Raw genomic sequence first — 20,922 nt, forward strand, 5'->3', positions numbered from 1 at the left:
GCACTCACTCCGGTCCGGCGAACCGCTCGACCGCGGACCAGGGCTCCTTGCCCGGGGTCTGCGCGCCGGTCGGGCACGTACGCCGGTAGTCGCACCAGCCGCACCGCGGCCCCGGCTCGGTGGGGAACGCCGCGTCGGGGTCGGCGCCGTCGGCCACGGCGCGCTCGGCGGCCATGATGTCGCGGGCGGTGTCCTCCGCGCGGGTGAGCTGCCGGTGCAGGGACTCCGGCGTGTGCTCGTGGGCCGCGACGGTGCCGGTGGGCAGGTGGTGCAGCTCGACCCGGCGGCACGGCTTGCGGAACACCCGCTCGGCCGCGTACGCGTAGAGCGCGAGCGCCTGCGAGCCGCGTGCGTCGTCGGCGTCGAGCCCGGTGCGGCCGGTCTTGTAGTCGACGATGACCAGCTCGGGCCGCCCGTCCGGGCCGGGACGCGAGTCGATCCGGTCGGTGCGGCCGTTGAACGCGAGCACAGCGGTCTTGACCGCGACGACCCGTTCCACGCCGACCGGTTCGTCGGCCGGGTCGAGGCCCGCCACGTAGCTCTCCAGCCAGGTCAGCGCCCGCCGGAAGGCGTCGCGCTCCTGCTCGTCGTCGCGGTAGCCCTCGCGGACCCAGGTGCCCTTGAGCAGCGTGCCGAGCACCTCGGGGCGGCGGCGGTCGGCGGCCAGCGCGTACCAGTTCTTCAGCGCGGTGTGGACGCTCGCGCCGAGCGAGTTGTGCGCCCACGGCGGGCCTTTCGGCGGCGCGGGCCGGTCCACGTAGGCGTAGCGGTAGCGGCGGGGGCAGTCCGCGTACGTGCCGAGTTTGCTCGGGGTGCAGACGAACAGGCGTTCCGGCATGCCCTCGAAGCCGAGCTGCTCGGACTGCTCGGCGCGGGGTCGGGGAGCCCGGGAGCCGGTGGGGCCGGCTGCTGACGGTCGTCGCACCCCTGAGATCCTGCCACCCCGGTACGACAGCGGACGAAGCGCTCAGGCGTTGTTGAGGTACTGGGTCACGAACGCGGCGATCGCGTCGGCGATGAGCTGCACGGCGATGGCGGCCAGCAGCAGGCCGGCGATCCGGGTCAGCACCTCGATGCCGCCGGGGCGCAGCACCTTGACGATCCCGCCGGAGAAGCGCAGCACCACCCAGACCGTCACCATCACCGCGACGATCGCCAGCGCGATGGCGAGGTAGTCGACGGGACCGCCGGCCTGCTGCACGAACAGCATGGTCGCCACGATGGCGCCCGGCCCGGCCAGCAGCGGGGTGCCCAGCGGCACCAGCGCGATGTTGGAGGTGACCTGCTGGCTCGGGTCGTCCGCCTTGCCGGTCAGCAACTCCAGCGCGACCAGGATCAGCAGCAGACCGCCGGCGGCCTGGAGCGCGGGCAGGTCGACGTGCAGGTACGCCAGGATCGTCTGCCCCGCCACCGCGAAGATCACGATGACCCCGAGCGCCAGCGCCACGGCCTGCCAGGCGGCCCGGTTCCGGTCGCGCGCGGGCAGCGGCCCGGTCAGCGCGAGGAAGATGGGCATCATTCCGGGCGGGTCGACGATCACCAGCAGGGTCACGAAGACCTCGCCGAAGAGCTTGAGATCCACGCGGACACGGTAGCCGTGCCGCCGGAGCGCTTCAGCTCGAAGCGACAGGGGTCACCCCGCGGGCCAGCGCGACGATCCGCTCGTACGCCTCGGGCCCGGTGGTGTACGCGCCGAGCCGGACGGTCTTGTGCGTGCCGTGGAAGTCGGACGATCCGGTGACCAGCAGTCCCAGGTCGGCGGCGAGCCCGCGGACGTGCTCCCGCTCGGCCGGGTCGTGGTCCTCGTGGTCGGCCTCCAGCCCGGCCAGGCCGGCCGCCGCCAGGTCCGCGATCAGCTCGTCCGGCACGATCCGGCCGCGCCGGCTGGCCTTCGGGTGGGCGAAGACGGGCACGCCGCCGGCCGCCCGCACCAGCGCCACCGCCTGGAACACCTCGATGTCGTCCTTCGGCAGCCGGTACCGCTCGCCGAGCCAGTCCGGCCCGAACGCCTCGGTGGTGGTGGCGACCAGACCGGCCCGGATCAGCGCCTGCGCGATGTGCGGGCGGCCGACGGTGCCGCCGCCCGCGCTGGCCAGGATCTCCGTCCAGCTCACCGGGACGCCGTCGGCCTGGAGCAGCCGGACGATGCGCTCGCCGCGTTCCTCGCGGGCCCGGCGGACCCGGGCCAGCTCCGCAGCCAGGTGCGGCTCGGCCGGGTCGAACAGGTAGGCGAGGAGGTGCAGCGGGATCGCCGGCTCGGCGCCGAACCAGCGGCAGGAGATCTCCGCGCCGCGGATCAGGGTGAGGCCGGGCGGCAGGGCGGCGACGGCGGGCGCCCAGCCCGCGGTGGTGTCGTGGTCGGTGAGTGCCACCACGTCGAGCCCCGCGTCGGCGGCGGCCCGGACCAGTTCGGCGGGGGTCAGGGTGCCGTCGCTGGCGGTGGAGTGGGTGTGCAGGTCGATGCGGGCGGGGACGCTCACCCGCCCGACGCTACGCCCCCTCGGGCACCGTGGGGACGTCGGCCACCACCACCGGGTGGTCCTCCGGCGCCAGCCCTTCGACCTTCGAGGCCGTGGGCCGGTCACCGGCCAGCACCCGCTCCGGCTTGACCCGGACCAGCCCGCCGCTCGCGTCCACGTGCAGCGCCACGCCGCCCCGGGTCCAGGCCACGCCGGCGGCCAGCACCGGGCCGGCCGGGTGGGTGACCGGGCTGGCCGGGTCGGCCAGGTCCACCAGGAGGGCGGTGCGCGAGGTGCCGTTCGCGAGCAGCCACCGGCCGTCGGAGGAGACGGCGCCGAGTCCGTCGGTGGCCAGCTTCAGGCCGCATCCGGTACGCACCGGGGCGAGGTCACGGGCCGGGTCGAGCAGGGCGAGGCAGCGCTGCTGATCCCGGCCGGCGGCGACCAGGGCCACCACCCGGCCGTCGGGCCGGGTGCCGTAGACCGCGCGTACGTCCGGGTTCACCGGTCCCGGCTGCCCGCCCAGCGCGCGGTCCCAGACGCTCATCCCGCCGTCGCCGGGCTGCTGGATCAGCACGGAGTCGCCGGCGAAGCCGACCGGCACGGCGCCGTCCGGCGCGGCGGTCCGGACCGGCGCGATGAGCTGGCCGGCGACCACACCGGCGGCGATCACGTCGGTGCCGTCCCGCCACGCCACCTGGCGGCCGTCCGCGGAGACCGCCACCGCGTCCGCGGCGGCGAGCATGACCTGCGGCGCGGCGCCACCGACCGGCACCCACCAGAGGGTACGGCCGGCGACGGTGGCCGCCGAGGTGAGCAGCCAGCCCTCCTGGTCGTGGATCCGCTGCGCCCGTTCGACGCCGCTCACACCGGGCAGCTGCCGCCGTTCGCCGCCGCTGGTGTCCAGCCGGTCACCGACGAGCAGGTCGAGTTCGGCGCGGACCGGCCCGAAACGGGTGATCGAGGACGGTCCGGAGGGCTCCGGGGACGGGAAGAGGACGGGCGGGTCGCCGAGCACCACAGTGGGCGTGCCGCCGTTGCCGCCCGACGCGCTGAACTGCGCCACCCCGGTGGTGATGAACACGGTGGCGACCCCGGCCAGGGCCAGGCCGGTGAGCGTACGCCGCCGGCCCGTGCGCCGCGCCCGGCGCAGGATCTCGCCGGCCGGGTCGGCGGGCAGCGGGCGGGACGTCGCGACGCGGCGGGTCAGCGTCTCCCGCAGCGCCCGCTCCAGCTCGTCGTCGCTCACGGGGAATGGACGCTCCGGGCTGCCGGTCCGGTTGTCACCGTGCTGGCGGGTGCCGCTCATCGGCTCTTCGCCGGGATCGGGACGGCGGGGCGTACCGGAGCCGCGGGTGGGGCCGGTCGCGGCACCCGGGCGGCGGGCTGCCGCGCGGGGGTACGGGCCGGTTCGGTGCCCCGGGCCGGCGGGACGGACCGGCCGCCCGTGGCGGGCGCGGTCGGATTCGCCGCGGGCGCGTCGGCCGGTGCGGGCAGGCTCAGGGCCGCCTCGGAGCCGAGCCGGCGGCGCAACGTGTTCAGCGCCCGGGAGGTCTGGCTCTTGACCGTGCCCGGGGAGATCTCCAGCAGCGCGGCGGTCTGTGCCTCGGACATGTCCTCGTAGAAGCGCAGCACCAGCACCGCCCGCTGCCGGGCCGGCAGCGCCTGGAGGTGCCGCCAGAGCGCGTCCCGGTCGAGTTGCTGCTCGATCTCGTCGACACCGGCGCGCTCCGGCAGCACCTCGGTGGGGCGCTCGCCGTGCCAGCGGCGCCGCCACCAGCTGGTGGACGTGTTGACCATGACGCGGCGGGCGTACGGCTCGATGGCGTCGATCCCGCCGAGCCGCTTCCAGGCGAGGTAGGTCTTGGTCAGCGCGGTCTGGAGCAGGTCCTCGGCGGTGGCCCAGTCACCGGCGAGCAGGTACGCGGTACGCAGCAGCGCGCCGGACCGGGCCGCGACGAATTCGCGGAACTCCTCCTCCAGCGGATCTCTGCTCGCCACGCTCATCTCCCCCCGTCCTGCCTGGCAGAATGCCACGGCCGGGCCGGTCGGGTCGATGGCGGAAGGTGTGCAGTTCATCCGATGTTCGGACGAAAAGTTTCAGGCTCCGTCGTCGGCCTTGGCCTCGTCGGCCTCCTTGCCCAGCCGCGCCTCGACCGCCTGCGGCTCGTACATCTCCTCGACCACACGCAGGTAGAGCTCGTTCGGGTTGGGCAGGTTCTTGATCACCCGGAGTGCCTGTTCCTGGCCGGCGGACTCCAGCACGAACGTTCCGTAGTTGAGGGCGCGGCCGGTCGGGCTCTGCTCGTACTTCATGTCGGTGACCCGGGTGAGCGGCATCATCGCGACCTGCCGGGTGATGATGCCGGCGACCACCATCACCCGTTTGTTGGTGAGGATGAACCGGTCGTACCACCAGTCGGCGACCCGCCAGGCGACCCAGCCCATCACGCCGAACCAGAGCAGCACGGCGACAGTGGTCAGCGCGCCGACGTCCCGACCGGCGAGGAAGCCGGAGAGGTAGCCGAGCACGAACGTGGCCGCGACGCCGACGATGATCGGGGTGGTGAGGTGGATCCAGTGCCGCTTCCACTCGCCCCGGTAGCGCTCGGTGGGGAAGAGGTAACGGGCCACGAGCGAGCTGGGCTCGTCCTCCAGCGGCAGCACCCGGCGGGGTGCCATGCCGGTGGCGTCGGACCGCAGCCCGGCCAGTTCGTCCTCGGAGATCGGCTGGTCCGGGAAGCCGTCCGGGTCACGCGCCCAGGCGCGGCTGGAGCGCCCCTCGCCGGCGTAGGCGCCGCCGTAGCCGGCGTCGTCCGGATCCCCGCCGTAGGGGCCGGGGCCGTAGGCGCTGGGAGGGTCGTCCGGGTCGATCCGGGGGATCGGCTCGGTGTCGCGCTCCCGGCGGGCCCGGTCGGGGTCGTCCGGGTCGAAGGGTGGACCGGAGGGGCTTCCCATGGGCGGCTAGGCGACGAGGTTGGTGAAGAAGTCGCCGAAGCCCTGCGCGATGTCCATGATGCCGCCGCCGAGAGACTTGAAGACGTCGGCGGCGGAGTTGGGCCGGTACGCAACAAAGAAGATCAAGAATGCGATGCCGGCCCAGGTGAGGACCTTCTTGACCATAGCGGGCCATCCTCTCGCGCGGCGCCGGGTCCGTTTACCGCAGCGGCACCCAGAGTATCAGCATGGTGTCTTACCGTGAATATCTGCGTCCGCTCCCCGACTCGCCGTGGCGAGCCGGTCAGGCCCGCCCGTGCAGGTACGGAGATGGTGCGCCGTACACGAGTTCGGGCGGTGTCCACTCGGTGAGGTCGTGCAGCACGACTTCTTCCGCGAGGAGGTGACCCGCACTCGCCGGCCAGGCTATCGCATGGAGCCACATTCCCCGAGCCTCGCCGGCGTACGCGCTTCGATCCGTTTCGGAGCGGACGAGCCACAGTGGAGTCGGATGGCCACCCACCCGGATCTTCGCGTGCGGCAGCCGCTCGGGATGACCAGGGCCGGGATCGGTGAGCGCCTCCTCCACCTGTGGGCCGGGGTCGGGTCCGGGCAGTCCCGCGAAGCGGGATCCGAGGCCCACGCCGGGTTCCTCGGCGACGAAGATCAGGTCGGCCGGCCCACCGTCCAGGGGGGCCGGTCCGGCGCAGGCGACCAGCGTCGCCCGTACGCCCGCGCGGTCGTCACCCGCCCACGCCACGCCGGTGAGCGTCCAGCCCGGCGGGAGCGGCCACGGACACCACAGCGGCATCCGGAGCCGGCCGGCCGGGTCGGGGTCGGCGGCCATCCGGTCCACCACACTGGCCATGATCTCGGCGCTGATGTGCTCCGGCACGTGCAGCGGCGCGACCGGGCCGCAGCGTACGCACCGGTGCTCGGCGTGCATCAGGTCCGGCTCGCGCACCGGGCCCGCACATCTCGGACAACTCACCGCGACAGTCACACCCTCACCGTCGCCCCGGACCCGCGGGGCGTCAAGCGGGGCGGGCCGACGAGCGTGGGATTTCCGTCCGGTGGTGGACCCACGCCGGGTTCAGTCCGGCGGCGGCCCGGCGTACGACCGGATCCAGGCGTGCATGGCGATGCCGCTGGCCACACCCGCGTTGATGGACCGGGTCGAGCCGTACTGGGCGATGGAGAACAGCGCGTCGCAGGCCGACCGGGCCACCGCCGACAGCCCCGGCCCCTCCTGCCCGAACAGGAGCACGCAGCGGCGCGGCAGCACCGCCGTCTCCATCGGCCGGGAGCCGGGCAGGTTGTCGATCCCGACCACCGGCAGCTGTTCGTCACGCGCCCACGCGACGAACTCCTCGATCGTCGGGTGGTGCCGGACGTGCTGGTAGCGGTCGGTCACCATGGCGCCCCGGCGGTTCCACCGCCGCCGTCCGACGATGTGCACCTCGGCGGCGAGGAAGGCGTTGGCGTTGCGGACCACGGTGCCGATGTTGAAGTCGTGCTGCCAGTTCTCGATCGCCACGTGGAAGTCGTGCCGGCGCCGGTCCAGGTCGGCCACCACGGCCTCGCGCCGCCAGTAGCGGTAGCGGTCCACCACGTTGCGCCGGTCCCCGGTCGCGAGCAGCTCCGGGTCGTAGCGCGGGTCGTCCGGCGGGTCACCGGGCCAGGGCCCCACACCCACGTCGAGCTGGTCGTCGGTCACGGTCTGCAGAGGGTACGGCCCGGCGGCGTCCCCGGTCAGCGCAGGTCGAGCGCGCCGCCCAGCCGGTCGAGGAAACGCGTGTCGGCGGGGCTCGGCGTGGTCTGCCCGGCCCGGCACACCCGGGCGGCGACCGACTCCACCCACTGCCGGTACGCCGCCGAGTCGGCCGGGTCGGCCCGGCGGTGCAGCACCCGTACCGCGGCCCGGGCGGCGGCCAGCAGGTCGACCAGGTCGGTCAGGCGCTCGTCCCGCTCGGTGGCCCCGTCGTGGCGGGCGTAGATCGCGGCCACCACGGCGCGGACGAGATCGCTGTCGAAGGCCCGGCCGGCGGCCACCGCGTCCAGGCCGGCCAGGCCGGCGGCGACGCCGCGCGGCGGGCGCCCGGGCCCGGGCGAGGCGGCGGCGACGAGGACGCGGCCCGGCAGGTCGGTCAGCAGGTCCCACTCCGCCGCCGAGTAGGCGGCGGTGGTGAGCGGTGCGGCGCGGCGACCGGCGGAAGGCGGCTCTCCGGCTACGGAGTGGCTCATGGGCACCTCCAGCCCGAGCATATGCCCCCGGACGAGGTCCGGGCCCCGTCCCCGCCGAACGGAGAACGAGGCCCGGTGGCCGGAGATGTTCAGGTCAGCGCGGCTCGGGGAAGCTGGGGCGCTCCGGGTCGACGCCGTCCGGGACGGCGGCGGCCGCGTACTCCTTCTTGGGGACCATGACCTTGCGGCGGAACACGCAGACGAGTGTGCCGTCCTGGTTGTAGCCGCGGGTCTCGACCGCGACCACGCCGCGGTCGGGCTTCGAGGCCGACTCCCGCTTGTCCAGCACCGTCGTCTCGCCGTAGATGGTGTCGCCGTGGAACGTCGGCGCGACGTGCCGCAGCGACTCGATCTCCAGGTTGGCGATCGCCTTGCCGCTGACGTCCGGTACGGACATGCCCAGCAGCAGCGAGTAGATGTAGTTGCCGACCACCACGTTGCGCTTGAACTGCGAGGCGGACTCGGCGTAGTGCGCGTCCATGTGCAGCGGGTGGTGGTTCATGGTGAGCAGGCAGAAGAGGTGGTCGTCGTACTCGGTGACCGTCTTGCCCGGCCAGTGCCGGTAGACCGCGCCGACCTCGAACTCCTCGTAGTAGCGGCCGAACTGCATCCTTGTCCCCTTCACGGGCGGCGATGGAGTTCGGCACAGCATGCCTTATCGCTTGTTAAGGCGAGGGGCGGGGCGCTCGCCCGGCGGAAATGTCACACCGGGGGTCACCGAGGTCCGGACGCAATGAGCGGCGGGGCCCTCCCCGGCACCCGCCGCCCACGCTCTGATGCGAAGAATTCTGCCGTACGAACACCCGGCACCGACAGAGACGGAGGTCACATTTATCTTTTCGTAACATTACTCAAAGTAACCGACAGGCGGTCGGTAAGCGATCTCTGCAGGCCGGATAGATGCTCGTCAAGCCCAAAGTTACCGATACGTAGCCACAACTGAGCGTGATCTCCCTGGAAACGCTCCCATCACGTCCCGTCACGCAAGTGCGGTGTGCATTTGCGATCCGCACGACCGGGCCGAACAGATGGTGTTCGATGTGCCCAGGGTCACCGTCCGGGCGCTCAGCGTTTCGTCACCCCCGCGACGGGAATTCGGACGGACTGACCCTGGTTCCACCGGACGTACGACAATCCGCGGTGATCGGAGAGAGCAAATGGCAACGGTTGAGCTGACCACGGCCAACTTTGACGAGGTGACCGGGCGCGACGGGATCGTCCTGCTCGACTTCTGGGCGGACTGGTGCGGCCCGTGCAAGCGCTTCGCCCCGGTCTACGAGCGCTCCTCGGAGAAGCACCCGGACATCGCCTTCGGCAAGGTCGACACCGAGGCGCAGCAGGAGCTGGCGGCGAAGTTCAACATCAGCTCCATCCCGACGATCATGGCGATCCGTGACGGCGTGATCGTCTTCGCCCAGCCGGGCGCGCTGCCGGAGTCCGCGCTGGAGAACCTCATCGAGCAGGTCCAGGCGCTGGACATGGACGACGTGCGCAAGAAGCTGGCCGAGCACAACCACTGACGTTCCACACGCCGCCGGCCGGTGCCCCGCTTCGGGCACCGGCCGGCGGCGTTTCTCGTGCCGGCTCGCTTGCACTTTGTTCGTACACATGTTCGAATGAACGCCATGCGCTGGGACAACCTCTCCGCTCCCCCGGACGAGGGGACTCCCGATCGGGCGGCGCCGGCGGCTCCACCCCTGCCGCTGGCGCTGCCCGGCGCCGTCACCCGCACGTTCGACACCCCGGACTTCGCCGGCATGACCTTCTACGAGGTCCAGGCCAAGTCGATCATCAACCGGGTGCCCGGCCAGTCGCGCGTGCCGTTCGAGTGGACGATCAACCCCTACCGGGGCTGCTCGCACGCCTGCGTCTACTGCCTGGGCGGCGACACGCCGATCCTGATGGCCGACGGCCGCACCAAGGCGATCAGCGAGCTGGAGCCCGGTGACCGGATCTACGGCACCCGGCGGCGCGGCGCCTACCGCCACTACGTCGTCACCACAGTGCTCGACAAGTGGTCCACTGTGAAGCGGGCCTACCGGGTCACGCTGGCCGACGGCACCACGCTCGTCGCCAGCGGCGACCACCGGTTCCTGACCGAACGCGGCTGGAAGCACGTCACCGGAACGATGCGCGGCGGCGGCCGCCGTCCCCACCTGACCACCCGCAACCGCCTGCTGGGCACCGGCCGGTTCGCGGTCGCGCCGAAGCGCTCGGCCGACTACCGCCGGGGCTACCTGCACGCCCTGGTCCGCGACGACGGCCCCTCCGGCGACCGGCGAGACACCCGGTTCCGGCTGGCCACCGCCGAGTCCGAGGCGCTGGACCGGGCCGAGCGCTACCTGACCGACGCGGGCGTCACCGTCGAGCGGGCCACCGTCGCCCGGGTCGGCCGCCGGGCGACGACCACAGTGGTACGCACAGCCGGCCCGGCCGAGGCCGTCACCGGGCTGTTCGAGCCACCCGCCGAGACGACCGACGACTGGGCGCTGGGCTACCTGGCCGGCATGTTCGACGCCGTCGGCACCTGCCATCGGGGCGTGTTCCGGATCAGCGTCGCCGACGACGAGAGCCGTGCCCGCGCGGCCGGTGCGCTGGAGCGGTTCGGCTTCCGGTGGGCGCTCGACGTGCCGGGCGCCCCGGGTGCGGCGAGTCAGCTCCGGCTGACCGGCGGGCTGCCGGAGCGGCTGCGCTTCTTCCACCTGACCGACCCGGCCGTCACCGCCCGGCGCTCGATCGAGGGCATGGCGCTCAAGTGCGCGGCGCGACTCCAGGTGACAGCCGTCGAGGATCTCGGCCTGGAGCTTCCGCTGTGGGACATCACCACCGGCACCGGCGACTTCATCGCCAACGGCGTGGTCAGCCACAACTGCTTCGCCCGCAACACCCACACCTACCTCGACCTGGACGCGGGCGCCGACTTCGACCGCAAGGTGATCGTCAAGGTCAACGCGGGCGAGCTGGTCCGGCGCGAGCTGGCCGCCCCGCGCTGGCGCGGCGCGCACGTCGCCATGGGCACCAACGTGGACTGCTACCAGCGGGCTGAGGGCCGCTACCGCCTGATGCCGCCGATCATCGAGGCGCTGCGGGACTTCGCGAACCCGTTCTCCATCCTGACCAAGGGCACGCTGCTGCTGCGCGACCTGCCCCTGTTGCGCCAGGCCGCCGAGGTGACCCGGGTCGGGCTCTCGTACTCGGTGGGGTTCGTCGACGAGGTGCTCTGGCGGGCGGCCGAGCCCGGTACGCCGAGCCCGCGCCGCCGGCTGGACGCGGTCCGCCGCCTCACCGACGCCGGTTTCTCCGTCGGCGTGCTGATGGCGCCGATCCTGCCCGGCCTCAGCGACGACGAGGAGTCGATCGACGCCACGGTCGCGGCCGTCGCCGCCTCCGGCGCGGCGAGCGTGACGCCGCTGCCGCTGCACCTGCGGCCCGGCGCGCGGGAGTGGTACGCCCGCTGGCTGGCCCGCGAGTTCCCCCATCTGGTGCCCCGCTACCGGCAGCTCTACCAGGCCGGCTCGTACGCGCCGCAGGCGTACCAGCGGGAGGTGACCGCGCGGGTGCGGATGGCGGCACGCCGGCACGGGCTGCACCGCGGCGAGACCGGCGACAACAGGCGGCTGCCGGAGACCCCGCCGCCGGCCCCTGCCACCGAACAGCTCTCTCTGCTCTAGCAACCGGGGGAACCCCGCCGGCGGGGCTAGTCTCGGGGAATGCGTTCCGCTCAGCAGATCCTCGCCGACTCCGCCGTGATCGCCGTCGTGGGCGCCTCCCGTGACCCGGGCAAGGCCGCGCACCGCGTACCGCTGGAGATGCAGCGGCACGGCTGGCGGATCATCCCGGTCAACCCGACAGTGGACGAGTTGTTCGGCGAGAAGGCGTACCCGACGCTCGCCGACATCCCGCACCCGGTCGACCTGGTCGACGTGTTCCGCCCGGCCCGCGACGCGGTCGACGTGGTCCGGCAGGCGGTGGCGATCGGCGCCCCGGCGGTGTGGTTGCAGCTCGGGATCTTCTCGGACGAGGCGCGCCGGATCGCCGAGGAGGGCGGCCTGGACTATGTCGAGGACAAGTGCCTCATCGTCGAGCGGGCCGCCGCCGGCCTGACCCGTCGCGGCTGACGGCGCCGGGCGCCGGTTCGGGCCCGAAGATCAGGTCGAGGTGGGCGTCGAGCGCGGCCAACGCGGTCTCCGGCGGATAGTGACCGCCGAGCACGTAGATGCCGAGGCCTTCCATCACGGCGAGCAGCCCGACCGCGGCCCGCTCCGGGTCCACCCGGCCGTCCGCGACGAGCGGTGAGCCGGCGGTGATCTGCCCGGCCACGAAGGCCAGCAGCGCGGCCGTCTCGTCGTGCAGCGCGGCGGCCACGGCCGGCCGGACGGCGGTGTAGGCGAGGAAGGCCAGAGCCACCCGCCCGTCCGCCCGCCGGTCCTCGTCCAGCGGCAGCAGCTCGGCCAGCATGGCCCGCAGCAGCGCCCGGGGTGCCGGCGTCGCGCCGAGCGCCTCGACCGCCCTCCGGACCCGGGCCTCGTTGCGCTCGCGCACCACGGCGAGCGCGAAGACCATCATCTCGTCCCGGGTACGGAAGTAGTGCTGCACCATCCCGGGGCTGACCTCGGCCGCCGCGGCCACGTGGCGCAGGCTGACCGCCTCCAGCCCCTGCTCGGCCGCGACCCGCATCAGCGCGTCGGCGATCAGCGCGCGACGCTCCCTGTGGTCGACCCGCTTCGGCATACCCCCATGGTTTCACAATACGACTGCATTGACATGTCGCCGACACGCGCTTTACATTGCAGTTGTATTGGAAAAGGGGGGTGCGCGATGGGACGGGCCATCCGGCTGGCGCGGCGTGCGGTGGCGTACGAGTGGGGCATGTGGCGCAGCCTCACCCGGTGGATCCTGCGCCGCCCGTATCCGGTCGCCCCGGGCGCGGAGACGTACGCCTACGCCGGCGGCGTCCAGCCGATCCTGCTCGCCTTCATCGCCCTGTCCACGATCGAGATCCCGGTCCTCGACGTGATCCTGCGGCACACGGTCGACCAGCCGACAGTGCGGCACGCGGCGATCGCGCTCGGCCTCTGGGGTGTGCTGTGGATGATCGGGCTGCTGGCCAGCCTCCGGATCCACCCGCACGTCGTCGACGAGGCCGGCCTGCGGGTGCGCAACGGCGTCTCGGTCGACGTCACGATCCCGTGGCACGCGGTCGCCCGGGTGGCGCTCCGCCGCCGCTCACTGCCGTCCAGCCGGGCCGTCCAGTACGACGCGGACGACCCGGCGGTGCTCAACCTCGGCGTCGGCAGCCAGACGGCGGTCGACGTAGTGCTGCGCGAGCCGCTGTCGGTGCGGCTGCCGAAGGGGCCGAGCGAGCCGGTGCGGGAGATCCGGCTGTACGCCGACGACCCGACGGCGCTGGTCGAGCACGCGCGGCGGCACCTGCCCACCGCCGAGCAGGCCGCGCGCCGGCCCGAGCGGTGAGCCGGGCCCTTACTGCTTGTACTGCTTGAGCAGGCCGCGCGAGATGATCGTCTTCTGGATCTCCGAGGTGCCCTCGCCGATCAGCAGGAACGGCGCCTCGCGCATCAGGCGCTCGATCTCGTACTCCTTGGAGTAGCCGTAGCCGCCGTGGATCCGGAACGCCTCCTGGACCACCTCGGCGCAGTACTCGGACGCGAGCAGCTTCGCCATGCCCGCCTCGACGTCGTTGCGCTGGCCGGCGTCCTTGAGCCGGGCCGCGTTGACCATGAGCGCGTGCGCGGCCTCGATCTTCGTACCCATCTCGGCGAGCTTGAACGCGACGGCCTGGTGCTTGGCGAGCGGCTGGCCGAAGGTGTGGCGCTGCTGGGCGTACGCGACCGCGAGTTCGAACGCCCGGATCGAGATGCCGCAGGCGCGGGCCGCGACGTTGACGCGGCCGACCTCGATGCCGTCCATCATCTGGTAGAAGCCGCGGCCGACCTTCTCCTCGCCGCCGAGCACGGCGGAGCCGGGCACCGTGACGCCGTCGAGCACCATCTCGGTGGTCTCGACGCCCTTGTAGCCCATCTTGTCGATCTTGCCGGGGATGGTGAGGCCGGGCGCGGTCTCGCCGAAGCCGGGCTCCTTCTCCAGCAGGAAGGTGCTCATGTTGCCGTAGACCGAGTCGGCCCCGGTGTCGGTCTTGACCAGGGTGGCCACCACCGAGGAGTACGCCCCGTTGGTCAGCCACATCTTCTGGCCGTTGAGGACGTAGTTGTCGCCGTCACGGACGGCCTTCGACTTGATCGCGGAGACGTCCGAGCCGCACTCGGGCTCCGACATCGAGAACGCGCCGCGCACCTCGCCGGTGGCCATCCGGGGCAGCAGCCGGGCCTTCTGGTCGGCCGAGCCGTGCTGCGAGATCAGGTACGCCACGATGAAGTGGGTGTTGACGATGCCGGAGATCGACATCCAGCCCCGGGACAGCTCCTCGACCACGAGAGCGTAGGTCAGCAGGGACTCGCCCAGGCCGCCGTACTCCTCGTCGATGGTGAGGCCGAACAGCCCCATCTCGCGCATGCCGTCGAGGATGTCGCTCGGGTACTCGTCGGCGTGCTCCAGCCGCTGCGCGTGCGGGATGATCTCCTTGTCGGCGAACTCCCGGACGGTTTCCAGGATCGACCGCTGCACGTCGGTCAGTCCGGGTGTCTGGGCGAGTCGGGCCATCTCAGCCTCCGGGGTCGGCGCCTTACTCATGGGTAACTGAACGCTCGGTCAGTATCGGTCCCGGGACCGGCCGCGCCAAGGTGACCAGTCCACACAACCGCTGTGAAAAGGTTCACCGCTGCGGGTAGCGTCCGCAAGAGAGAGGGCCGTTGACCTGGGGGAAGGGGCGCCCGTGAGTGACGAGCAGCCACCGTCGCCGTACGAGCCGCCGCCGCACGGTCAGCCCTACGGGCAACCGCAGTACGGTCAGCAGCACCCGCAGTGGGGCCAGCAACCCCCGTACGCCCCGCAGCCGCCCTACGGCCAGTACGGGCCACCTGGCCAGGGGCCGGGGCCCCTTGGCACGAACGTGCTCGCCATCCTGTCGCTCGTCTTCGCGTTCGTCTTCGCACCCGCCGGCATCGTCTGCGGCCACCTGGCCAAGCGGCAGATCCGGCAGACCGGCGAGGACGGCGACCAGCTCGCCAACTGGGGTCTGATCCTCAGCTACATCTTCACCGTCATCGGCATCCTGGTCTGCTGCGGCTGGATCGGGCTGGCGTTCTGGGCCAACTCCGACACCAGCGGCTACTGACGGTCAGCGGAACTGCGCCTCCCGGACGCTGTTGCCGCCGTCGACCACGAGCATCTGCCCGGTGATGTACGACGCGGCCGGCGAGCAGAGGAACGCGATCGCCGCCGCCACCTCGTCCGGCGTGCCGGGGCGCCCGACCGGCGTACCCAGCCCCTGCTTGATCTCGGCCATGGTGGACGCCGCGGTGTGGATGATGCCCGGCGCCACCGCGTTCACGGTCACCCCGTCGGCGATCATCTCCATCGCCAGCGCCCGGGTCAGGCCGACCACACCGGCCTTGGCCGCCGCGTAGGCCGCCTCGGTGGGCAGCGCGTTGACCGGCCCGGCGGTGGCGGCCAGGTTGACGATCCGGCCCCAGCCCCGCTCGGCCATGCCGCCGATGAACGCGCGGCTGCACAGGAACGCGGTGGTCAGGTTGCGGTCGATCTCGCCGCGCCACTCGTCGTACGTCAGCTGCGCCACCGGCCGCAGCACCTCCGGGCTGGCCCGGCTGGCCAGGCCCGCGTTGTTCACCAGCACCTCGACGTCGCCGAGCTGCTCGGCCACCGCGTCGGCCAGCGCGCCCACCTCCGACTCGTCCGTGAGGTCGGCGACGAAACCGGTGACGCCCAGCTCGCCCGCGCGTTCGTGGATGCGCCTCGTGGTGGACACGATCGCCACCCGGGCGCCCAGGTCGGACAGCCGGCGCGCGGTCGCGTACCCGATGCCGTCCGGGCTGCCCGCGCCGGTCACCAGCGCGACCCGGCCGTCCAGCCGCATGGTGGCCGGTTCCGGCAGCGGCGCCGGCCGTTCGGAGTCGGCGGTGCCGACCGGCTCGCCGCCACGTGGGCGCCGCACCGACCCCGGCCGGCTCATGTCCCGTCGCGACCGACCCCCACGCGCGTCAAGTGCCATGCCGAGGATCCTGCCCGGTGCCGACCCCACGGGCAACGCGGTGGCCGGAAAGGGGACGTCCGTGTCGCGCACCGGATGGCTACCCTGAGCGCGACCACGTACTGGAGATGATCAGATGACCTATCCCCCACCGTCCGGTGGCTGGCAGGACCCGTTGGCGGCCGGACCGCAGTCGAGCCCGCCGGCCGTGCCGAGTCAGCCGGGTCCGGCCGACCCGTACGCGCCGGTCGCGGACCCGTATGCACCGGGCGCCGACCCGTACGCGGGAGCGAAGTCGCCCTATCCCCCGCCCGGCGGCGAGCAGTACGCGGCGCCGATGCCGGGCTATCCGGGTCCGGGCGCCTACCCTCCGCCCGGCGCATATCCCGGCTACGCCATGCCGGCGGCCCGCACGAACACGCTCGCCATCGTGGCGCTGGTGCTGTCGCTGGTCGGCTTCGCCTCGTGCGGCATCACCGCGCCGATCGGCGCGATCATGGGCCACGTCGCCCGCAAGCAGATCCGGGAGACCGGTGAAGAGGGCGACGGCATGGCCCTGGCGGGCATCATCGTGGGCTGGATCATGACCGCATTGATGCTCGCCGTGATCATCTTCTACATCGTGATGATCGTGATCGCGGTCGGCGCCAGCAACGCCAGCACCAGCAGCTACTGACGCGATCGGGCCGCCCCCGGCAGGGAGGCGGCCCGGCGCGCGGTCAGGACGCGGGCGGCGTGAACGAAGAGGTACGGGACATGCCGGCGGCCCGGCCCTTCGCGGCGATCACCAGCGCCATCTTGCGGGACGCCTCGTCGATCATCTCGTCGCCGAGCATCACCGCGCCGAGCTTCCCGCCCGCCTCCGAGGTGTAGTAGTCGTACGCGTCGAGGATCAGCTCGGCGTGGTCGTAGTCGGCCTGCGCCGGGGAGTAGACCTCGTTCGCGGCGTCGATCTGGCCGGGGTGCAGCACCCACTTGCCGTCGAAGCCCAGCGCCGCCGAGCGCTTCGCCACCTCGCGGAACGCGTCCACGTCCCGGATCTGCAGGAACGGGCCGTCGATGGCCTGCTTGTCGTGCATCCGCGCGGCCATCAGAATGCGCATCAGGATGTAGTGGTACGGGTCGCCCGGGTAGTCCGGGATCAGCGCGCCGACCACCAGCGACTTCATGTTGATCGAGGCCATGAAGTCGGCCGGGCCGAAGATGATCGTCTCGACCCGGGGCGAGGCGTCGGCGATGGCGTCCACGTTCACCAGCCCGGCCGCGTTCTCGATCTGCGCCTCGATGCCGATCCGGCCCACCTCCAGGCCGAGCGTCTTCTCGATCTGGGTGAGCAGCAGGTCCAGCCAGTGCACCTGCTCGGCGTTCTGCACCTTCGGCAGCATGATGCAGTCCAGGTTCGCCCCGGCGCCCTCGACCACCTCGATGACGTCCCGGTAGGTCCACGGCGTGGTCAGGTCGTTCACCCGGACCACCCGGGTCTTGCCGGCCCAGTCGCCCTCGTTCAGCGTCGCCACGATGTTCTTGCGCGCGTCCGGCTTGGCCAGCGGCGCGACCGCGTCCTCCAGGTCCAGGAAGACCTGGTCGGCGGGGAGGCCCTGGGCCTTGCCGAGCATCTTGACGCTGGAGCCGGGCACCGCCAGGCAGGATCGGCGGGGACGACCGACAGCGGTCATGGGTGCGCTCCTTCCAGCGTCCGGCGCGGGTGCCGGCGCAGCGGTGGATTTCGAGAACTTAACGATCCCAAAGGGCGTGGTGACGCCACGGTAACCTCGTGCCGTGACCGGGGTGAATGGACCTGTGGAAGATCTCACTGAGCGTCGGATCGTGGTGCTGACCGGGGCGAGCTCCGGCATCGGCCTGGCCGCCGCGGAGGAACTGGCGCGCCGCGGTGACCAGGTGGTGCTGGTCGGCCGCGACCCGGCCCGGCTCCGCGCCGCGGGCGAGCGGGTCCGCGAGTGCTGCGGCGAACAGCCGGAGCTGTTCCGCGCCGACTTCGCGGTGCTCGACGACGTACGCGGGCTCGCCGAACGGCTGCGCGAGCGGTACGACCGGATCGACGTGCTCGCCAACAACGCGGGCGCGATCGTGCTGGAACCGATCACCACGGTCGACGGTTTCGAACTGAGCATGCAGGCCAACCACCTCGCCCCGTTCCTGCTCAGCAACCTGCTGCGAGACCGGATCCGGCGGATGGTGGTCACCGGCTCGGACGCGCACCGCAGCGGCGTGCTCGACCCGGACGACCTCAATTCCGCGCTGCGCTCGTACCGGCCGTTCCGCGCGTACGGCACCAGCAAGCAGGCGAACATCCTGTTCACCGCCGAGGCGGCCCGGCGCTGGCCGGAGGTGCCGGCGCACGTGTTCCACCCCGGCGTGGTGCGCACCCGCTTCGGCAACGAGAGCCGGATCGTGGCGCTGGGCATGCGGCTGCTGCCGTTCCGGAGCCCGGAGAAGGGTGCGGAGACGCTGGTCTGGCTCGCCTGCCAGGACCCGTCCCGGTTGACCGACGGCGGCTACTACGCCGACCGCAAGCCGCACCGGCCCCGGCCCAAGGCGGCCGACCCGGCGCTGGCCGCCCGGCTCTGGACGGCCAGCGCGAAAGCGGTCGGCATCGACGCCTGACGACACCCGGGGGGACACATGACCGCGGAGCAAGAAGTCCTGCTGGTCGCGCTCGTCGACCTGAGCGCCGACGTGGACGCCGGCCGGCGGTACGAGGACGCGGTGCTGGCGCTGCTCGGCCGGCACGGCGGCCGGTTGGAACGCCGGTTGCGCACCGGCGACGGGAAGACCGAGGTGCATGTGATCCGGTTCGCCGCCCGCGCCGGGCTCGACGCGTTCCTGGTCGACCCGGAGCGGGTCGCGCTGCGCGCCGAGTTGGGCGACACCGCGCCTGTCACCCGCGTGCTCGAGGTACGCGACGTCTGAGCGTCACCGCGACACGTGCACCGGGACGCTCGTGACCACCACGCCGGGCAGCGCGCGCAACGCGACCCGTAGCCGCTGCTCGGCGCGGCTGTGCAGCAGCCGGTACCGCCGCCGGCGCAGCACCACCTCCGGCACGATCACGGTGAGCGTCAGGTCCGGGCTCGCGGCGTGCAGCGCCTCCAGGTAGTGCGCCAGCGGCCCGATCACCGACCGGTACGGCGACACGATCGTCTCCAGCCGCAGGTGGTCGCCCCAGGCCCGCCACTGCTCGCGGAACCGGTCCGCCTCGGCCTCCTCCGGCGCGAGGTGCACGGCGAGCGTCGGCCGCCCGAGTGACGTCGCGTACGCCAGCGCGCGCAGCGACGCCCGGTTCAGCCGGGCCACCGGCACGACCACCAGGTGGCGTACCTGCTGGGGCAGCTCGTCGCCCTCGGCGGGCGGCGCGGGTGGCGGCGGGTGCAGCGCCAGCGCGTGGTGCAGCCGGGCGTAGTGCCCGTGGATCCGGCGGAACAGCAGCACCAGCAGCGGCACGGCGACCACCACCACCCAGGCGCCCTCGGTGAACTTGGCGACCGCCGCGGTCAGCAGCACCAGCCCGGACAGCGCCGCGCCGACCGCGTTGACGGCGAGCCGGCGGCGCCATCCCGGCCCCCGGCGGCGCCGCCAGTGCACCACCATCCCGGTCTGGGACAGCGTGAAGGCGAGGAACACGCCCACCGCGTAGAGCGGGATCAGCCGCTCGGTGTGCCCGCCGAACGCCACGAACACCACCGCGGCGGTCAGCGCCAGCGCCACCAGCCCGTTGCTGAACGCCAGCCGGTCGCCCATGTGCAGGAACCGGCGCGGCGCATACCCGTCCCGGGCCATGAAGAACAGCAGCCGGGGGAAGTCGTTGAACGCCGTGTTCGCGGCCAGCAGCAGGATCAACGCGGTGGTGGCCTGGAGGATCGCGTACCAGGGCCCGCTCGGGAACGTCACCCGGCCGAGCTGGGACAGCAGCGTCTCGTCCGCCCGGGGCACCAGGCCGTCGAGGTGGATCAGCCCGACCAGGCCGGCGAACAGCGTGACCAGCATGGCGACCATCCAGCCGAGCGTGGTGCGGGCGTTGCGCCACTCGGTCGGCCGGAACGCAGGCACCGCGTTGGAGACCGCCTCGATGCCGGTCATCGACACCGCGCCGGAGGAGAACGCCCGCAGCACCAGCAGCAGGCCCAGGCCCTCGGCGGCGGGCACCGAGGGCGGCGGCACCGGCGCGAAACCCCGCGCCGCGGCCTTCGCGTACCCGACCGCCAGCACCGCGACCAGCACCACCACGAAGGCGTACGTGGGCAGCACGAAGATGTTCCCCGCGGTGCGTACGCCGCGCAGGTTGCCGGCGAGCAGCACGACGATCACCAGCACCCCGAGCGGCACCGCCCACGGGCTGAGCCCGGGTAGCGCCGAGGTGACCGCGTGCACCCCGGCCGCCACCGACACGGACACGGTCAGCACGTAGTCGAGCATCAGCCCGGCCGCGGCGGCGAGTCCCGGCGTACGCCCGAGGTTGTCGCCCGCGACGATGTAGGAGCCCGCGCCGTGCGGGTAGGCCGGGATGGTCTGCCGGTAGGAGAGGCCGACCGCGACCATCAGCACCACCAGCACGGCGGCCAGCGGCAGGGCCAGCCCGAGCGCGGCGCTCCCGGCCAGCACCAGCACCACGAGCATCGCCTCCGGCCCGTACGCCACGGAACTGAGCAGGTCCGAGGAGAGCACCGGCAGCGCGACCAGCTTGCGCATCCGCTCGTAGAGCACCGACGCGCTGGACAGCGGCGGCCCGATCAGGGCCCGGCGCAGCCGGGTGGCGGCCCGGCCGGCCCGGCCGGCGGGCAGGTCGGCGGCGCCGGTGGCGACCAGCTCGTCCGGCTGCGCCACTGTGAACATGTCGATCGGCGCGAGCCGGCCGAACCGGGTGGGCGCCGGGTGCTGGTCGTGCCGCCCGAGCGCCGGGTCGACCGGCAGGTCGTCGGCGCGGCGCGGGCCGCGCCAGCGCTCACCGATCCGGCCGAGCGCGACCCGTTCCTCGTCGCCGAGCGGCGGGAACTCGGCCGAGGGCGTGACGACGGTGCCCGCCTCCGCCGCGTCGTCCCGGTCCGACCCCACCCTGAGCACTTTCGTGCAAACCGGACGGCCCGGTGGCCGGAACGGCGCGACTTCGCCCCGACCGGCGGCGGCCCGCTGATGCTCGAC

At 72.8% G+C, this 20,922-nt stretch carries 24 protein-coding genes; 8 read left to right on the forward strand and 16 right to left on the reverse strand.

Going from position 1 to position 20,922, the window contains the following annotated elements; translation table 11 throughout:
* Positions 1 to 4 precede the first annotated feature (4 nt).
* From M8C11_RS21160 to M8C11_RS21210, 11 genes are all read right to left on the reverse strand, one after another.
* Positions 5 to 838, reverse strand: a complete 834-nt coding sequence (locus M8C11_RS21160) for a PD-(D/E)XK nuclease family protein (RefSeq protein WP_252452419.1) — start codon at positions 836 to 838, stop codon at positions 5 to 7.
* Positions 839 to 967: 129 nt separating this feature from the next.
* On the reverse strand, positions 968 to 1,582 hold the full coding sequence (locus M8C11_RS21165) for a MarC family protein (protein WP_120571759.1): 615 nt from the start codon (positions 1,580 to 1,582) through the stop codon (positions 968 to 970).
* A 31-nt stretch (positions 1,583 to 1,613) separates the two neighbouring features.
* Positions 1,614 to 2,480: a PHP domain-containing protein gene (locus tag M8C11_RS21170; protein WP_252452304.1), complete on the reverse strand. Its 867-nt coding sequence runs from the start codon at positions 2,478 to 2,480 to the stop codon at positions 1,614 to 1,616.
* A 10-nt stretch (positions 2,481 to 2,490) separates the two neighbouring features.
* Positions 2,491 to 3,768, reverse strand: coding sequence for a hypothetical protein (locus M8C11_RS21175; protein WP_252452306.1), 1,278 nt, complete (start codon positions 3,766 to 3,768; stop codon positions 2,491 to 2,493).
* On the reverse strand, positions 3,765 to 4,460 hold the full coding sequence (locus M8C11_RS21180; RefSeq protein WP_374668837.1) for a SigE family RNA polymerase sigma factor: 696 nt from the start codon (positions 4,458 to 4,460) through the stop codon (positions 3,765 to 3,767). The genes M8C11_RS21175 and M8C11_RS21180 overlap by 4 nt, the downstream gene beginning before the upstream one ends.
* 99 nt (positions 4,461 to 4,559) lie before the next feature.
* On the reverse strand, positions 4,560 to 5,417 hold the full coding sequence (locus tag M8C11_RS21185; RefSeq protein ID WP_252452310.1) for a PH domain-containing protein: 858 nt from the start codon (positions 5,415 to 5,417) through the stop codon (positions 4,560 to 4,562).
* Between the two features lie 6 nt (positions 5,418 to 5,423).
* Positions 5,424 to 5,582: a hypothetical protein gene (locus M8C11_RS21190; RefSeq protein ID WP_013283898.1), complete on the reverse strand. Its 159-nt coding sequence runs from the start codon at positions 5,580 to 5,582 to the stop codon at positions 5,424 to 5,426.
* Positions 5,583 to 5,700: 118 nt separating this feature from the next.
* Positions 5,701 to 6,399 carry a DUF6758 family protein gene (locus M8C11_RS21195; protein ID WP_308212767.1) on the reverse strand — a complete coding sequence of 233 codons (699 nt, stop codon included), beginning with the start codon at positions 6,397 to 6,399 and terminating at the stop codon, positions 5,701 to 5,703.
* A gap of 90 nt (positions 6,400 to 6,489) precedes the next feature.
* On the reverse strand, positions 6,490 to 7,113 hold the full coding sequence (locus tag M8C11_RS21200) for an RNA methyltransferase (RefSeq protein WP_252452312.1): 624 nt from the start codon (positions 7,111 to 7,113) through the stop codon (positions 6,490 to 6,492).
* Positions 7,114 to 7,148: 35 nt separating this feature from the next.
* Positions 7,149 to 7,640 carry a hypothetical protein gene (locus M8C11_RS21205; protein WP_120573989.1) on the reverse strand — a complete coding sequence of 164 codons (492 nt, stop codon included), beginning with the start codon at positions 7,638 to 7,640 and terminating at the stop codon, positions 7,149 to 7,151.
* 94 nt (positions 7,641 to 7,734) lie between these two features.
* Positions 7,735 to 8,250: a MaoC family dehydratase gene (locus M8C11_RS21210; RefSeq protein ID WP_013283894.1), complete on the reverse strand. Its 516-nt coding sequence runs from the start codon at positions 8,248 to 8,250 to the stop codon at positions 7,735 to 7,737.
* Positions 8,251 to 8,797: 547 nt separating this feature from the next.
* On the opposite strand from M8C11_RS21210, the gene trxA reads away from it, so the two are divergent.
* The 3 genes from trxA to M8C11_RS21225 all read left to right on the forward strand — a co-directional run bounded on the left by trxA (position 8,798) and on the right by M8C11_RS21225 (position 11,758).
* A complete protein-coding gene (trxA, locus tag M8C11_RS21215; protein WP_013283893.1) occupies positions 8,798 to 9,160 on the forward strand; it encodes a thioredoxin in 363 nt (120 codons plus the stop codon).
* A 105-nt stretch (positions 9,161 to 9,265) separates the two neighbouring features.
* Positions 9,266 to 11,311: an intein-containing Rv2578c family radical SAM protein gene (locus tag M8C11_RS21220; protein WP_252452423.1), complete on the forward strand. Its 2,046-nt coding sequence runs from the start codon at positions 9,266 to 9,268 to the stop codon at positions 11,309 to 11,311.
* 39 nt (positions 11,312 to 11,350) lie between these two features.
* Entirely contained in the window at positions 11,351 to 11,758 is a 408-nt protein-coding gene (locus M8C11_RS21225) for a CoA-binding protein (protein WP_252452314.1), read from the forward strand.
* Here M8C11_RS21225 and M8C11_RS21230 read toward each other — a convergent pair.
* Positions 11,715 to 12,371: a TetR/AcrR family transcriptional regulator gene (locus M8C11_RS21230; RefSeq protein WP_252452335.1), complete on the reverse strand. Its 657-nt coding sequence runs from the start codon at positions 12,369 to 12,371 to the stop codon at positions 11,715 to 11,717. The genes M8C11_RS21225 and M8C11_RS21230 overlap by 44 nt on opposite strands.
* Before the next feature lie 87 nt (positions 12,372 to 12,458).
* Between M8C11_RS21230 and M8C11_RS21235 the strand changes: the two genes are divergently transcribed.
* Positions 12,459 to 13,112 carry a hypothetical protein gene (locus tag M8C11_RS21235; RefSeq protein ID WP_252452337.1) on the forward strand — a complete coding sequence of 218 codons (654 nt, stop codon included), beginning with the start codon at positions 12,459 to 12,461 and terminating at the stop codon, positions 13,110 to 13,112.
* 9 nt (positions 13,113 to 13,121) lie between these two features.
* Here the strand turns inward: M8C11_RS21235 and M8C11_RS21240 are convergent, their stop codons facing one another.
* The gene (locus M8C11_RS21240) at positions 13,122 to 14,318 is read right to left on the reverse strand and encodes an acyl-CoA dehydrogenase family protein (RefSeq protein ID WP_120571768.1); all 1,197 of its coding nucleotides are present in this window, start codon (positions 14,316 to 14,318) and stop codon (positions 13,122 to 13,124) included.
* Positions 14,319 to 14,490: 172 nt separating this feature from the next.
* Between M8C11_RS21240 and M8C11_RS21245 the strand changes: the two genes are divergently transcribed.
* Positions 14,491 to 14,892, forward strand: coding sequence for a DUF4190 domain-containing protein (locus tag M8C11_RS21245; RefSeq protein WP_252452339.1), 402 nt, complete (start codon positions 14,491 to 14,493; stop codon positions 14,890 to 14,892).
* 3 nt (positions 14,893 to 14,895) lie between these two features.
* On the opposite strand, the gene M8C11_RS21250 is transcribed toward M8C11_RS21245, so the two are convergent.
* Positions 14,896 to 15,786 carry an SDR family NAD(P)-dependent oxidoreductase gene (locus M8C11_RS21250; protein WP_350814551.1) on the reverse strand — a complete coding sequence of 297 codons (891 nt, stop codon included), beginning with the start codon at positions 15,784 to 15,786 and terminating at the stop codon, positions 14,896 to 14,898.
* A 115-nt stretch (positions 15,787 to 15,901) separates the two neighbouring features.
* Here M8C11_RS21250 and M8C11_RS21255 point away from each other — a divergent pair, with 115 nt between their 5' ends.
* Positions 15,902 to 16,441: a DUF4190 domain-containing protein gene (locus M8C11_RS21255; protein WP_252452343.1), complete on the forward strand. Its 540-nt coding sequence runs from the start codon at positions 15,902 to 15,904 to the stop codon at positions 16,439 to 16,441.
* Positions 16,442 to 16,484: 43 nt separating this feature from the next.
* Here M8C11_RS21255 and M8C11_RS21260 read toward each other — a convergent pair whose 3' ends face one another.
* Positions 16,485 to 17,441, reverse strand: coding sequence for a CoA ester lyase (locus M8C11_RS21260; protein WP_252452345.1), 957 nt, complete (start codon positions 17,439 to 17,441; stop codon positions 16,485 to 16,487).
* A 124-nt stretch (positions 17,442 to 17,565) separates the two neighbouring features.
* Here M8C11_RS21260 and M8C11_RS21265 point away from each other — a divergent pair, with 124 nt between their 5' ends.
* Together M8C11_RS21265 and M8C11_RS21270 are read left to right on the forward strand one after the other, a co-directional pair.
* A complete protein-coding gene (locus M8C11_RS21265; RefSeq protein ID WP_252452347.1) occupies positions 17,566 to 18,390 on the forward strand; it encodes an SDR family NAD(P)-dependent oxidoreductase in 825 nt (274 codons plus the stop codon).
* A gap of 18 nt (positions 18,391 to 18,408) precedes the next feature.
* Positions 18,409 to 18,696: a hypothetical protein gene (locus tag M8C11_RS21270; protein ID WP_252452349.1), complete on the forward strand. Its 288-nt coding sequence runs from the start codon at positions 18,409 to 18,411 to the stop codon at positions 18,694 to 18,696.
* Positions 18,697 to 18,699: 3 nt separating this feature from the next.
* Here M8C11_RS21270 and M8C11_RS21275 read toward each other — a convergent pair whose 3' ends face one another.
* Positions 18,700 to 20,835, reverse strand: a complete 2,136-nt coding sequence (locus tag M8C11_RS21275; RefSeq protein WP_252452351.1) for an APC family permease — start codon at positions 20,833 to 20,835, stop codon at positions 18,700 to 18,702.
* Positions 20,836 to 20,922: the final 87 nt, after the last annotated feature.

The sequence above is a fragment of the Micromonospora sp. CPM1 genome (assembly GCF_023896895.1).
Classification (GTDB): domain Bacteria; phylum Actinomycetota; class Actinomycetes; order Mycobacteriales; family Micromonosporaceae; genus Micromonospora; species Micromonospora tulbaghiae.

Excerpts from the sequence above, each read along its gene's own strand:
- M8C11_RS21160 (WP_252452419.1), bottom strand. The coding sequence starts at position 838 with ATGCCGGAACGCCTGTTCGTCTGCACCCCGAGCAAACTCGGCACGTAC.
- M8C11_RS21175 (WP_252452306.1), bottom strand. The coding sequence starts at position 3,768 with ATGAGCGGCACCCGCCAGCACGGTGACAACCGGACCGGCAGCCCGGAG.
- M8C11_RS21185 (WP_252452310.1), bottom strand. The coding sequence starts at position 5,417 with ATGGGAAGCCCCTCCGGTCCACCCTTCGACCCGGACGACCCCGACCGG.
- M8C11_RS21190 (WP_013283898.1), bottom strand. The coding sequence starts at position 5,582 with ATGGTCAAGAAGGTCCTCACCTGGGCCGGCATCGCATTCTTGATCTTC.
- M8C11_RS21205 (WP_120573989.1), bottom strand. The coding sequence starts at position 7,640 with ATGAGCCACTCCGTAGCCGGAGAGCCGCCTTCCGCCGGTCGCCGCGCC.
- M8C11_RS21210 (WP_013283894.1), bottom strand. The coding sequence starts at position 8,250 with ATGCAGTTCGGCCGCTACTACGAGGAGTTCGAGGTCGGCGCGGTCTAC.
- trxA (WP_013283893.1), top strand. The coding sequence starts at position 8,798 with ATGGCAACGGTTGAGCTGACCACGGCCAACTTTGACGAGGTGACCGGG.
- M8C11_RS21220 (WP_252452423.1), top strand. The coding sequence starts at position 9,266 with ATGCGCTGGGACAACCTCTCCGCTCCCCCGGACGAGGGGACTCCCGAT.
- M8C11_RS21225 (WP_252452314.1), top strand. The coding sequence starts at position 11,351 with ATGCGTTCCGCTCAGCAGATCCTCGCCGACTCCGCCGTGATCGCCGTC.
- M8C11_RS21230 (WP_252452335.1), bottom strand. The coding sequence starts at position 12,371 with ATGCCGAAGCGGGTCGACCACAGGGAGCGTCGCGCGCTGATCGCCGAC.
- M8C11_RS21235 (WP_252452337.1), top strand. The coding sequence starts at position 12,459 with ATGGGACGGGCCATCCGGCTGGCGCGGCGTGCGGTGGCGTACGAGTGG.
- M8C11_RS21240 (WP_120571768.1), bottom strand. The coding sequence starts at position 14,318 with ATGGCCCGACTCGCCCAGACACCCGGACTGACCGACGTGCAGCGGTCG.
- M8C11_RS21250 (WP_350814551.1), bottom strand. The coding sequence starts at position 15,786 with ATGGCACTTGACGCGCGTGGGGGTCGGTCGCGACGGGACATGAGCCGG.
- M8C11_RS21255 (WP_252452343.1), top strand. The coding sequence starts at position 15,902 with ATGACCTATCCCCCACCGTCCGGTGGCTGGCAGGACCCGTTGGCGGCC.
- M8C11_RS21260 (WP_252452345.1), bottom strand. The coding sequence starts at position 17,441 with ATGACCGCTGTCGGTCGTCCCCGCCGATCCTGCCTGGCGGTGCCCGGC.
- M8C11_RS21270 (WP_252452349.1), top strand. The coding sequence starts at position 18,409 with ATGACCGCGGAGCAAGAAGTCCTGCTGGTCGCGCTCGTCGACCTGAGC.